Below are 13,083 nucleotides of genomic sequence, written 5' to 3'. Positions count from 1 at the left end.
AAAGGCTCCCCAAAGGGAGCCTTTTAACGCTATGTTGCCGAGCGAAGACTGCTACAACAAATCCGGATCGATAGTCGGTTCGTAACCGGGCTGAACGAAGTCTTCGGGAGCAATGCCGCGCTTGCGGGCGGCCTTTTCCTGTTTGATACGCTTACGTTCAGCAGCCTTAGCCTTGCGGTTAGCTGCACGGGCGGCACGTTCAGCGAAGCGCTGGGCACGCGTCTTGCGCTCCTTCAATTCCGGGAAAACACCTTCGTCAAACACATCCAGATTTTCAGATTCAGCTTCATCCGATTCGTAGCCTTCGCTAAAGCGCATTTCAGGATCGAAATCGCGAAAGCCTTCATCTTCGTCATCAAAGACAGGAGCTTCAGCCGGGCATTCCTTCTTGAGGAGTTTAAGAACTTGTTCGAAAGGTTTTTCGAGCGGCACCTTGAACTTCATCTTTTTGCCCGTGGTCGGGTGAATCAGTTCAATTTTCACGGCTTGCAAAAGCTGGGCAGGAGCAATTTCAAGAACCTTCGCGGCGACATCCTTCATCAAGGGAGACACGCGGTTCAGGCAGCCGTCGCGGCCGTCGTACAGCGGATCGCCCACGACTGGGTGCCCCATGTAGCGGCTATGTACGCGAATCTGGTGCGTACGGCCCGATTCGAGCTGCAATTCAAGCAATGTTGCGAAGGCAAAAAATTTCTTTGCCACAAAGTGCGTGCGGCTCGGCTTGCCATCGCTCACGACAGCCATCTTGAGGCGATTCTTGGGGTTACGCCCGATGGGGGCATCGATTGTACCTTCCAAGTCGCGAGGATGCCCCCACACCAGGGCATTATAGGTGCGGTGCAGCGTGCGCGTTTCAAGCTGGTGAGCCAAATGCCTATGGGCGGCATCGTTTTTGGCCACCACCATAAGCCCTGGTGTATCCTTGTCCAGTCGATGGACAATGCCCGGGCGTAACGGACCGTTCACTGCAGACAAATTTTCTTTAAAATGATACAGAAGGCCTGCGGCAAGCGTCCCGTTCTGTACACCGTTACCCGGATGCACCACCAAGTTACGCGGCTTGTTCAAGACCACGATATCGTCGTCTTCGTAAACGATGTCGAGTGGAATATTTTCGGGTTCAAGCGTACTTGCTTCTTTTTCGGGAATCTTGTCCACCACCACGACCATGCCCGTTTCGACACGGAAATTCTTGAGAGAGGCAATGCCGCCCACCTTGACTTCGCCGGCGGCAATCAACTTCTGTATGTCCGTGCGGGACACGTTTTCCATGACACCCACAAGGAACTTGTCAATGCGTTCTCCAGAATGCTTTTCGTCAACGATATAGTTCATAAGCAGTTGGAAGTAGGAAGTTGGAAGTAGGAAGTTACTGTTTACTTCCTACGGACTAACGTCCACTTGTTTATTTTTTTCGTTCTTAATTTCTTGATGGATTTTCTTCAGGATCATCGGCGAAAGGATTACAATCGCGACGCCCACGGTTACAAAGGAATCCGCGACATTGAATGTCGGGAAGCGAGTCATGATAAAGTCCGGGAAATCGCAATCGATAAAATCCACCACCATCTGCAAACGCATACGGTCAATAAAGTTACCGACGGCACCACCGAGAATCATCACCACGCCCAAACGGCTCATCCAATCACGCTTGTCGATGGACTTGTAGAACCACACAAGCACAATGGTTGCAACAATCGAAATCAGCAAAAAGAACAGCCAAGGCGGCAAAAAGGGCATCAAGTCTTGCGGGCGGCTACTGAAAGCGGCCCCCTTGTTGAACACCAACTGAAAACGCACCAATTCACCGATGACGTTGATTGTATCGTGGTTCGGCGCACCCGTTTCGTTCGTAAAGCGAACGAGCGCCCACAGCTTTGTCAGCTGGTCAGCCACAATGCTAAAAAGAATCAGCCCCAGGTGAAACGGCCATTTATTATAAAACTTCATTATCTTTCCTGTTTCAACTTATTGTAAGAATTCTCGATCCAAGAATCCGAATAGAAATGCAACATCGTCTGCTTAACGATTCGCTTGACGGTGTCGCGGGTAATTTTCACCTTCTTTTCGGAGGCAAAGAGACTCGAGCCATCGCCAATCAACTTCATGTTCTCGGCGGCCATAAAGAGCGGCCACAGGCAGAACAGCCTTGTACGCATCTTGATATTCGGAACAAGCTTGGTGTAGGCAATCGCATCGTCCAAGTGTCCCCAAGCCTTTTGCACCAGTTCGCCCATTACCGCGGCACGACGCTTGTCAAAATCAGCGCGGGCACCAGCTTCAGCAGGGACCTCGAACATTTCATAGGAATGCGCGAACCCATGACGTCTGCAAATTTCTTCGGGCACAAAGCAGACCCTGCGAGTAGAATCTTCGACGCAGTCCTTCACGATGTTTGCCACCTGGAGCGCAAGCCCAAAGCTCACGTCCAGCTTTTGCATTTCGACCTTGCGGGCATCGTTAATCAGGCAAGTATCTGCGGTAAAAAGATTCGTCAGAAGCTTTCCGACAATGCCTGCCACGTAGTAGCAGTATTCATCGAGGTCTGCGACACTTTCAAGCGTGAACCAGCCGGAACTTAAGGCAGCCTCTTGCCTGAGCGCAAACTTTGCCATGCCATGGCACATTTCGATAGTCACCGCACGCACGGGAGCTGCATACGTTTCAGGCATTTCGCGCAACAGGGGCACCACCACATGAGTATGCAGGCAAAGATTCATGTACGGATGTTCGGACTTGCGCCAGCTTTCAGGGAGCGCCTGTTCAAAGGCCGCTATCGATTCGTCAGGGAGTTTTTCCGTCTTGAAGATTTCGGCGAACTTGCCCAGAATGACTTCTTTTTCAGAAGCCTTCATATCGGGGTCGTCTTCGACCGTGTCGGCAATGCGCAGGTAAAGGTAGGCAAGCAAAATGCTCTTGTGGAGTTTTCCCTTGAGCACATTGATATTGAGCGCAAACGTTCTAGAAACCTGAAGCAGGATTTCTTCGGCATACTTCCATGCCTCACGTCTGTTCATGGTGCTTTCGCCAACTTCGATTGAATCAAGAATATTCGACATTCAAAACCCTCAACACATCCTTTGACTTTGTCGAAGAAACTAGTTGATCTCCGCGTAAATATCGCGAGGAATCTTCTTGCTCTTAGCCATGGCATTCACGTACTTCCACAAACGTCCGTGAGCTTCGGCATTCTTGAGTTTCTTGGTGAAGCTCCAAAAAGTCCGATTCTGAATATCGGACTCGTTCCTGAGAGTACCCTTGATATCGCATTCGTAACAGGCCTTGCGGTATTCCAGGAAATAGGCGGCTTGGTAAAGTTTGGCTGCCTTGCCGCGTGCAACACGGCGAAGCAGCAGGCCAAACAGGATAAACAAGGGCGAGATGGCAAAACCATAAAACCAGGGATAGATCGGAAGCCACTTTATCACAGCCCAAATAGCAGGCAAAGCGGAAGCGATCGAAAAAATCAGCGTAAAGAAGGTATCCAGGGGTTTCCAATAAAACTTCCACTTAGGAACATACGCCCATTTTACTCTTTTATTCGCCAATTTCTTGAAATAAATCGGGTACGACACACGGAAAAACCATCTATAGAGCCAGAACCAAAATACGAGCGGAACCCAAAACCAGTAATCCAAAGTATTGAGCAATAGAGTCATCAAGGAATCAATATCAAACATATGCATACGGGCGTAAATGTAGAAAAATAGAGGCTCTTTCAGGATTTTAAGGCAAAAAGAGCATTCCGAATGAAGAACTCCCCAGTCAATCAATTAATTTGTACATAACAAAGCGCAATATAAAAGAAAAACGCTATCTTGTTTACAATCAACGACTTAGGGTGGTAGTCCTATCCCGTAATGCAATATTTTCTGATTTCATAGAGTCAAACTTATCAACCCCCCGCCACTTTTTTCTAAATTATATGGCCTACCTGTTGATAGATTTTTGTTTGCCCTTTAGTGGAAGAGGATGAAATGCAAGCTGAATGGGAAAGATGTTTGAACTACCTCCGTGGGATGCTTTCGGACACGGTTTATAAGACTTATTTTGCGCAGACCAAGCTCACAAGCCTTACCACCGGTCATGCCGTCGTTACCGTTCCGCCCGGACTGGATACCGCCGTCTATTCTGCTTACAAGGAACTCATCCGCCTCGCCTGGCGCGAAGTCACGCACGACGAATCTGCTATTGAATTTGAATTCCAGCAACAAGAAGCTGTAGCCCAGGCTGCACCTGCAGGCAACAACAGTTTCCGCGATTTCTTGAAGCCGAGCATTCCGCTTTCGGGTTCTTTCCGCTTTGAAAATTTTGTGCCGGGCGACAAGGCTCAGCTTGCGTTCAACGCAGCACTCGCCGTTGCCAGGAACCCCGATGGTACGCAATACAATCCGCTCTTTATTTACGGTTCTTCGGGCCTTGGCAAGACACACCTTTTGCAGGCTATAGGCAACTACATCTTGGAAGAAGATCCGACCAAGCGCGTGTGCTACCTGACCTCCGAAGATTTTTCGCAGCAGTACATGAAGTGCCTGCGCGAACAGCGTATCACCGAAATGTCCGACTTCTACAGAAACGAAGTCGATATCTTGCTGATTGACGATATTCAGAACTGGACAGGCAAGTACGAAACCCAGAACGAATTCTTCTTGATCTTTAACGCATTGCACCAGGCCGGCAAGCAGATCGTGCTGACCTCTGATGCACCGGCGGCCGAAGTCAAGAACTTGTCCGACCGCTTGGTCAGTCGTTTCGCTTGGGGCCTCACGGTCGACATCCAGCCGCCTGACGTAGAAACCCGCGAAGCTATTTTGCACAAGAAGGCCGAAGAACGCCACCTGGAAATCAGCGATGACGTTCTGCATTACCTTGCCGAAAACATCGCAAGCAACGTGCGCTGCCTCGAAAGCGCTATCATCAAGCTCACCCTGCAATCGAGCCTGATGCACCACGACATCGACATGAGCATCGCCCAGAAGGTGGTCGCCGAAATCGCTCCGACGCTTCGCCGCCGCGTAAGCCTCGACGCCGTGCTCCACACCGTTTCGAAGCACTACGAAGTGCCCGAAGCCAAGCTCACCGAATCGGGTCGCGGCACCAAGGAAATTTCGAAGGCCCGCCAGGTCGCCATGTACCTGATGCGCGAATGCTCGCCCATCAGCTTGCAGTCCATCGGTTCGCGCTTTGGCGGCAAGGACCACTCCACCGTGGTTCACGCCATCAAAAGCATCAAGAAAGAAATGGAAACCGACCCGAGCTTTGCACGACTCATCGAAAGCTTGAAGAACTCGATTCACGACTAGCCGATTGCCGGCCCACCGTCGGTTAACTGTCTTTCGAGAAAAAACTTTGAACAAACAGAAAAGGCGCAGTTGTCTGCGCCTTTTCCGATTTCAATGGCCAGCGGCCATGAACTAGAAGTTACTTCTTTTTCTTGCCCGACTTTTTCGGCTTGGAAGATTCTTTTGCCTTGCGGGCCTTCTTGGCCTGGCGTTCTGCCTTAAGGGCCTTCTGTTCGGCCATGATCGCTTCGCGTTCAGCCTTCTTCGCTTCAGCAAGAGCCTTTTCCGCTTCTTGTAAAGCCTTCTGTGCTTCAAGCTTGGCCTTTTCCGCCTTTTCGAGTGCGGTCGGTTCGTGCGGCTCTTCCGGAGCAGGGGCCGGGGCAGTTTCAACCTTCTTTGCAGCTAGAGCCTTCTTGCCCTTCTGAATAGCAGCAGCCATTTCTTCTTCGGACTGTTCCGGCTTTGCAGGAGCAGGAGCGGCAGCAGCCTGTTGTTCCGGAGCCGATTGAGCCGCAGCGGCGGCTTCGGCTGCCTTCAGAGAATCCGCTTCTTTCTGCTTTGCGAGATCTTCTTCGGCATCCTTCATTAAGGCTTCGGCCTTGGCGCGTTCCTTTTCCTTGACGGCGATTTCGGCATTCAAGGCGATCTTCTTCACAGCGGCAGAATCCAAATCGGGGCAAACCAAATCCTTGCCGCCCTTGGTTCCGTCGGCACATTCCATAACACCCTGGAATTCACCCATCTTGTAGGTGCCCCACTGCTTTTTGGTTATGCGTTCCGAATAGCAAACCGTTTCGCCCGGCATCCACTGGTAGCAAGTATCCTTGACAGTCCAGAAGGTAATGACACCATTCGGAAGACCCTTGTGGAACACGCCACCAAATTCACCAAAGTCCACAAAACCTTCGAGACTGTTGGCATTGAAGGTCAACGCCACCGGTTTCTTCTTAAAGGGGTTATGCACTGTCATACGGCCATGCATGGCGTTACGCTTATACGGAATTTCTGCCATCACAAAGCCCTTATCCGAGAACATACGGGCCGTTCCGTTCACGTATCCCTGGGTATAAGGCACTTCCAGGAACTGGAAGTAGTAGGAGCTATCGACAGTTCCGTAAATCTTCTGGTCCAAGACACTCGAGCGATAGAAGGTCGAAACACCTTCGCGCATACCCATTCTGTAGTTAGATTTCCAAAGAATGCCTCCCCATTCAGGGCCTTGCTTCTTTGGATATGTCGGGTCGTTCATGTAGCCGATTTCTTCGCCATAAAGAAGGCCGTTCGCATCTACATGGCGCACATTTTCGACGTAACCGTTATTTGCAAAACCAGTCAAAATACCCCTATCCAAGCAACGTACGTCACTGTAATCGGTAAAACGACCCACTGCAGAGGGAATCAACTTTCTGGGCATACCCGAAAGATGGAACAGGAACGGGTTACGGTTATCGGAATCAAAAGCGGCATCGGGTCTGTTATGGACGTTGATAAAGCAGTTGATGGAATCGGCAGCAGCCTTGTGGGATTCCAAATATTCACCAAACGGAGTCTTCGTCTTATCTTCAAACGTAAGGGCAATGGCACCTTCCAGGGGTGCACCCTTTGCATAATCGCTAAGCATGGGGACAGACTGCTTGATATGGTCCACACACTGTTCGATAAAGAATTCATCGGAACAGGTCATGCCCTTGGGGCAAGTCAAGAGACGAGGCTTCGGAATGTCCCAGACCTTCACGATCTTTTTGCCTTCGTCCGTGGCACGCCAACCATAACCACCCTTTTCACGAATGGTATAGCAGCCGCACACCTTGGCTTCGTCACGAATGGCCCCGATACGGTTTCGTTCTCTCGCAACGATATTGGCGGCAGACTCCACCCAGCAGTCGAGGTATTCAAAATGGTTGACATCATACATGCCCGGCATATTGGCAGCTTCGGCAGAATCCACCGCAGCAAGAGCATCTTCAAAATCATCGGCAAAAGACGCGGACACTAGGAACAGCACCGCGAAGGCAAATTTCACAAAAGATCTCTTCATACAACGGCAAATCTATATTTATACAGACAATTTGTCTTGTAATTTTAGTTTACACGCATCTATTTGACGCAAGTTTAGGCCTTGTTTCTATCCTCTTGCCCATTTTTACATTTTTTGGTATCTTTGAGACACGCCATCGACGACCCGGAAAAACCTTCCGACAGCCGCCAGACGAGCACCGGACAACCGGCGAGCTTTAAAAAAGGCACAACGATGGACATCAAGATTCTACAGCAGCCCGACGACGTTACATGCGGACCGACTAGCCTACAGGCGGTCTACAACCACCTCGGCTACAAGATTTCCCTAAAGCAACTGATTTCTGAAATTGAATTTCTTGAAGATGGCGGAACCCTCGGCGTTTTCCTTGGCATTGACGCCTTAAAGCGCGGGTTCAAGGTCACGCTACATTCGTACAACCTCACGCTCTTGGACCCCACATGGAGCACGCTCAGCATGCCCGAACTGAAGGCTAAGCTGGAACTCTTGCACAAGGCAAAGCACGCCCCCAAGCTCCGCAAGGCAATCGAAGCCTACATCCGCTTTATTGATTTGGGCGGAACCGTCGCATTCTCCGACCTGCGTGCCGCCATGTTCGAAAAATATTTCAAGAAGGGAGTGCCCGTTCTTTGCGGACTTTCGGCTACCTACCTGTACCGCAGCATGCGCGAATTCACCGGAGCCGATGACAAGTCCGTCTTCGACGACATTCACGGCGAACCCATGGGGCACTTTGTTGTGGTGTACGGCATCGACGACAAGAAACAGTTCATGGTGGCCGACCCCGACGGCACCAACCCCCTCCACAAGACTCCTTACTACAAGGTGGACAAGTTCCGCCTGCTCCACAGCATCTTGCTTGGCGTCATGACCTACGACGGCAACGTGCTAGTCATCGAGAATAAGAAATAGGATCATGAAAAAATTAATCGTTGTAAACAATCCCAAGCACTGGAAGTTACACGTTCCGGGCATCGATATCATTTCGGCACAGGACTACCTGATTTCGAGCAAGTACACTAACGAACGCAACCTGCGTGTATTCAACCTCTGCCGCGATTACAACTACCAAAGCAAAGGCTACTACGTGTCGCTGCTGGCCGAAGCCCGCGGGCACAAGGTAATTCCGGGCGTCAAGAACATGCGCGACTTCAAGGCCCCGGCAGTCATCAAGCACATTTCCGACGAAATCGACAACCTAATCCAAAAGAGTCTGCACAAGCTCACCGGCACCGAATTCGTGCTCTCGATTTATTTTGGGCAGAACGTGAGCCCGCAATACTTGGAGCTTTCGCAGGAACTTTACCGCTTGTTCCAGGCACCACTGCTGCGCGCCAAATTCGTGTTCAAGCAGAAGTGGTTTATCCAGAGTATTCGCCCAATTTGCGTGGATGAAATTCCCGAATCGCACATGGAATTCGTCGATAAATTTGCGCAGGAATATTTTGAAAAGACTCGCTACGCCACCAGTAAAGAAGAAGATTACCTGTACGACTTGGGTATTCTTACGAACCCCGACGAAGTAGAGCCACCGAGCAATGCGCAGGCGATTCAGAACTTTATCAAGGCTGCCGAAGAAACGGGATTCCGTGTGGAGATGATAACCAAGAAGGATTACCCGCGCGTAGGCGAATTCGATGCCATATTCATCCGCGAAACCACGAACGTGAACCATTACACTTACAGTTTCGCCCGCCGAGCCCAGTCGCAAGGCATCGCCGTCATTGACGATCCGGACAGCATCCTGCGCTGTTCCAACAAAGTGTACCTGCAAGAACTGATGCAGGCGGCCAAGATTCATTCGCCGAAGACGATTATCGCCCATGCCGAAAACCGTCACACGCTCGCGAAGGAAATCGGGTTCCCCATGGTCATCAAGTCGCCGGATTCCAGTTTCTCTATGGGTGTCAAGAAGGCGACCAACAAGGAAGAACTGGAACAGATTCTCGATGAGATGTTCCAGCACAGCGACTTGTTGATTGCCCAGGAATTCACTCCGACGGAATTCGACTGGCGCGTAGGCGTGCTCGACGGCAAGCCGCTTTACGCCTGCAAATACCACATGGCCAAGGGCCACTGGCAAATCTACAACTGGGAAAGCAACGACAAGCAAAGCGAAGAATTTTCGGGTAAGTGCGAAAGCATCCCCATCGAGATGGTGCCCCACGGAATCGTAAAAACCGCCCTCAAGATTTGTAGTCTCATCGGCAACGGCCTTTATGGCGTAGATTTGAAGGAATGGCACGGTCACCCGATTGTCATCGAGGTGAACGACAACCCGAGTATCGACGCGGGCATCGAAGATGGCGTGGGCAAGAGCAGAGTTTACCTTGCCGTCATGAGGTCGCTGCGTCACCGCATCGAGGAACGCATGAACGCCGCGCAACATAAACTGCAAATGCACGAGAAGGATTTCTGGAATTATTAAGCCCGTGTCATTCTGAGCGAAGAACCGCAGGTTCGAAGTCGAAGAATCTACAGAAAAATGCATAGACAAGAAGTTTTAATATGAGTGACTTTAAAATCTTTCAACGTTACGGCATCGAGATGGAATACATGATCGTGGATCGTGATTCCTTGAACGTTCTCCCCCGCGCCGATGTACCGCTCGGAAAAGACAAAAACGGCGAGCAGCTTTCGGACGTAGAACACGGGCCAATCGGACTTTCAAACGAACTGGTGAGCCATGTGTTGGAATTCAAATGCGCCGAACCCGTTGATAGCCTAAAGCACTTGGGCAAGACCTTTCATCACGAAATTCTGAAAGCGAACGAATCGCTCAAGAGCATTAACGCCATGCTGCTTCCCACGGCGGCCCACCCCTTTATGGACCCCGCCGAAATGAAGCTCTGGCCCTACGACTGCCTGGACATTTACGAGACTTACGACCGCATCTTTAACTGCAAAGGTCACGGTTGGGCGAATTTGCAATCCACCCACATCAACTTATCTTTCCATGGTGACGAAGAATTCGGAAAGTTGCACGCAGCTATTCGTGCCCTATTGCCGCTGATTCCCGCTATTGCAGCCTCTAGCCCGTTTTTGGACAGCAAATACTGCGGATTCCTGGATGGCCGAATCGAGACTTACCGCCACAACCAGGAGAAAATCCCGAGCATTACGGGCAAGGTGATTCCCGAAGCGGTGTTTACTTACAAGGATTACGAGGAACAGATTTTCAACCGCGTGAAGGCAGACATTGCGCCTTACGATCCGGAACACTTGCTGAACCACTTCTTCTTGAATAGCCGCGGTGCAATCGCCCGCTTTGACCGTGGAGCTATCGAGATTCGACTCGTTGACATTCAGGAATGCCCCGATGCCGACATCGCCATTGCTGAATGGGAAGTCGCCGTACTCAAGGGCCTTGCGGAAGGCGCATTCGCGAGCGAAGCCGAAATTCGCGCACTCGATACCGACGCACTCGCCAAGATTCTGCTTGCGACGACAAAATCTGCCGAAAAGACCGTTATTGCGGACCGCGATTTCTTGAATATTTGGAAGATTGATGCCAGCGAAATCACCGCCGGTGAGCTTATTCAAAAAATCACGGACTGTGTCAAAGCCAAAATCAGCGCCCATTCGCAGGCCTTGCTTGCCGAAATGTTCAAGCGCGGCACGCTCGCAAGCGCCCTCGTGAAAGCCGTCGGTGCAGACCCCGACCGCGACGACTTTGTATACGAATACGGGAAATTGGCAAAATGCTTGGCCGAAAATAGACTCTACGGAATTTAAAAGAATATATTTATTCCTAATGAGAAAAAATTGGCCGATTCTTGTAGGACTCCTGGTTTGCACGCAGGCTTTTATAGCCTGTAGCAATTCCGTTTCAACTTTTGTTGCAAACGAGGCTGAAGAACCTCAAGCAACACGAGAAGAAATCGCAGTTGCGGACACTACAGTTGCCGAAGAACCAGCTAAGCCTGACACTACAATTCCCGAAGAAATCGCAGTTCCAGACACAGCTACAAGCTCTGACACGACGGTCACTGTAGACACGGTAAATACCGATACAACCACTCACGATGCAGCCTTAGAAGATTCCAACGAACTTCATTTTATACTTGAAGAAGACGGAATCACATCCGGCAAAATGTATCTAAACTACCCGGCGGATTCTTTCTTGACGCGGTTTGAAATTGGCGACATTGTAACAGTCGCAATCAACGGCTACGACACTCTTGAAATGCCGGTAGCGGAAAGTTCCAGCGACGTGCCCATCGCAGGATTCCTTGTCGCCGCAATCAAGGGTTCCGACCAACTTGTCTTGACAGCTCATAACGCCAAGTTGGCAAGTGTCCTCGGAATAACCGCTGAAAACGCCCCCATAGAAGTTTCTGTATCTATGAAAGAAAAAGGCGGCTACCTATTGGGTCTCGACATCATGCGCAACACCCAATACATGGACACCTACACCGAAAGCTACCCAGACCTTTCAGTCGAAGAATTCGCAAACTTTAGAGAAGTTCACACCACAGGCATGGGGGAACACAAACTTTACCGTTCTTCTAGTCCCATCTACCTTTACCTCGGCCGCAATTACTACGTCGATTCTCTAGCTCAAGCCGCGGGCGTAACCACCTTCATCAACCTAGCCGATTCGGAGAGCAGTGCTTACTCCAACAAGGGTTACGAAACCACCTATTATTCGACACAAAACATCATCTTTTTAGGAGTTCCCCCGGAATTCTTTTCAGAGATTTTCAAAGTAGGTCTCGTAATAGGGTTCCGTTACATGATTGAGCACGAAGGCCCGTATCTGGTGCACTGCACCTATGGCATGGACCGCACCGGTTTTATAATTGCCGTCTTGGAAGCCTTAATGGGCGCTACCGCCGAAGAAATCCAAGATGATTACGCCAAAACTTTCAGCAACTACTTCACCGTGGTCAATGGCAAACAGGTTGCCTTGAACGAACAACAGATTGATTTTTTCAAGGCGGTCGTCCTCAGGAATCTAAAGGCCGTGTACCACGCCGAGGGAATCGACGTCCCCGACACCGAGCCGAATGACTGGACCGCAGCTACAGAAAATTACCTGGAAAAACTGGGCATGACCCAAGAGGAAATTTCCGCTTTGAAGGACAGGTTGAAATAATGAAACTCATGCTTACTTGCGAGCACGCGAGCAACAAGTTGCCGGCAGCGTTCAAGAGCGCCGTTCCTGCCGAAGTCCTAAAGACCCACCGCGCCTATGACATCGGGGCATGCTCCGTTTTCCGCAAGCTCGTGAAATTTGCGAAGCCCGAATTTTATTGCGAAGGGAAATTCTCGCGCCTGTTCGTGGACCTGAACCGCACCATCACCAACAAGAGCGCCTTTAGCGATTACTTGCGTAACAACGAAAAGGCGAAAGCGCAAGCCACCGCCTATTGGACAGAATACCGCGCCGCCATCGAAAAATTCGTTGATTCCGCGCTTAAGCCAAAAACGCGAGCCGCAAGATCCGAGCCAGAAATCGTCCACCTCGGCATCCACAGCTTTACGCCCGTGCTAAACGGTAAAGTCCGCAACGCCGATATCGGAATTCTCTACGACCCCGCACGCCCGCAAGAACGCGCCTATGCAAACATCATCAAGGCCGAAATCAAGCGACTCTACCCCGCCATGAAAGTACGATTCAACTACCCGTACAAAGGCTCTTCCGACGGTCTCACCACAACGCTCCGCAAAAAGTTCGGCCCGCGATACGTCGGAATCGAGATTGAGATAAATCAGAAATTTTTTCGGTAGTAAACACCGAATAACTGCGCCACAGATATC

Annotated in this window: 11 protein-coding genes; 6 read left to right on the top strand and 5 right to left on the bottom strand. The window is 50.5% G+C overall.

The genetic code is table 11. The annotated features are described in order from the left end of the window. Window positions 1-51 precede the first annotated feature (51 nt). Genes B9Y58_RS03050 through B9Y58_RS03035 form a run of 4 tightly spaced genes read right to left on the bottom strand, consistent with a single transcriptional unit; the run spans window position 52 to window position 3,686 of the window. Complete coding sequence (locus B9Y58_RS03050) at window positions 52-1,335, bottom strand: RluA family pseudouridine synthase (protein ID WP_073054100.1); 1,284 nt, start codon at window positions 1,333-1,335, stop codon at window positions 52-54. 48 nt (window positions 1,336-1,383) lie between these two features. Beyond that, entirely contained in the window at window positions 1,384-1,950 is a 567-nt protein-coding gene (gene lspA, locus B9Y58_RS03045) for a signal peptidase II (RefSeq protein ID WP_233247820.1), read from the bottom strand. Continuing rightward, complete coding sequence (locus B9Y58_RS03040) at window positions 1,950-3,059, bottom strand: squalene/phytoene synthase family protein (RefSeq protein WP_073054096.1); 1,110 nt, start codon at window positions 3,057-3,059, stop codon at window positions 1,950-1,952. Before B9Y58_RS03040 ends, lspA begins: the two co-directional genes overlap by 1 nt. Window positions 3,060-3,098: 39 nt before the next feature. Next, on the bottom strand, window positions 3,099-3,686 hold the full coding sequence (locus B9Y58_RS03035; RefSeq protein WP_143154633.1) for a hypothetical protein: 588 nt from the start codon (window positions 3,684-3,686) through the stop codon (window positions 3,099-3,101). Window positions 3,687-3,977: 291 nt separating this feature from the next. Between B9Y58_RS03035 and dnaA the strand changes: the two genes are divergently transcribed. Beyond that, entirely contained in the window at window positions 3,978-5,303 is a 1,326-nt protein-coding gene (gene dnaA / locus B9Y58_RS03030) for a chromosomal replication initiator protein DnaA (protein WP_073054742.1), read from the top strand. Window positions 5,304-5,421: 118 nt separating this feature from the next. Here the strand turns inward: dnaA and B9Y58_RS03025 are convergent, their stop codons facing one another. Beyond that, the gene (locus tag B9Y58_RS03025; protein WP_073054092.1) at window positions 5,422-7,320 is read right to left on the bottom strand and encodes an ATP synthase F0 subunit B; all 1,899 of its coding nucleotides are present in this window, start codon (window positions 7,318-7,320) and stop codon (window positions 5,422-5,424) included. A 123-nt stretch (window positions 7,321-7,443) separates the two neighbouring features. Between B9Y58_RS03025 and B9Y58_RS03020 the strand changes: the two genes are divergently transcribed. The 5 genes from B9Y58_RS03020 (at window position 7,444) to B9Y58_RS03000 (ending at window position 13,053) form a co-directional block, all read left to right on the top strand. Continuing rightward, window positions 7,444-8,232: a cysteine peptidase family C39 domain-containing protein gene (locus B9Y58_RS03020; protein ID WP_233247819.1), complete on the top strand. Its 789-nt coding sequence runs from the start codon at window positions 7,444-7,446 to the stop codon at window positions 8,230-8,232. Between the two features lie 4 nt (window positions 8,233-8,236). Beyond that, window positions 8,237-9,748, top strand: a complete 1,512-nt coding sequence (locus B9Y58_RS03015; protein ID WP_073054089.1) for a RimK family protein — start codon at window positions 8,237-8,239, stop codon at window positions 9,746-9,748. Window positions 9,749-9,828: 80 nt separating this feature from the next. Continuing rightward, window positions 9,829-11,055, top strand: coding sequence for a glutamate-cysteine ligase family protein (locus B9Y58_RS03010; RefSeq protein WP_073054087.1), 1,227 nt, complete (start codon window positions 9,829-9,831; stop codon window positions 11,053-11,055). Window positions 11,056-11,074: 19 nt separating this feature from the next. Beyond that, entirely contained in the window at window positions 11,075-12,418 is a 1,344-nt protein-coding gene (locus B9Y58_RS03005; protein WP_073054085.1) for a tyrosine-protein phosphatase, read from the top strand. Beyond that, complete coding sequence (locus tag B9Y58_RS03000; protein WP_073054083.1) at window positions 12,418-13,053, top strand: N-formylglutamate amidohydrolase; 636 nt, start codon at window positions 12,418-12,420, stop codon at window positions 13,051-13,053. Before B9Y58_RS03005 ends, B9Y58_RS03000 begins: the two co-directional genes overlap by 1 nt. The last annotated feature ends 30 nt before the right edge of the window (window positions 13,054-13,083 follow it).

Origin of the sequence: Fibrobacter sp. UWB15 (assembly GCF_900177705.1) — a bacterium.
Classification (GTDB): domain Bacteria; phylum Fibrobacterota; class Fibrobacteria; order Fibrobacterales; family Fibrobacteraceae; genus Fibrobacter.
This window is presented reverse-complemented; position numbering and strand designations above follow the sequence as displayed.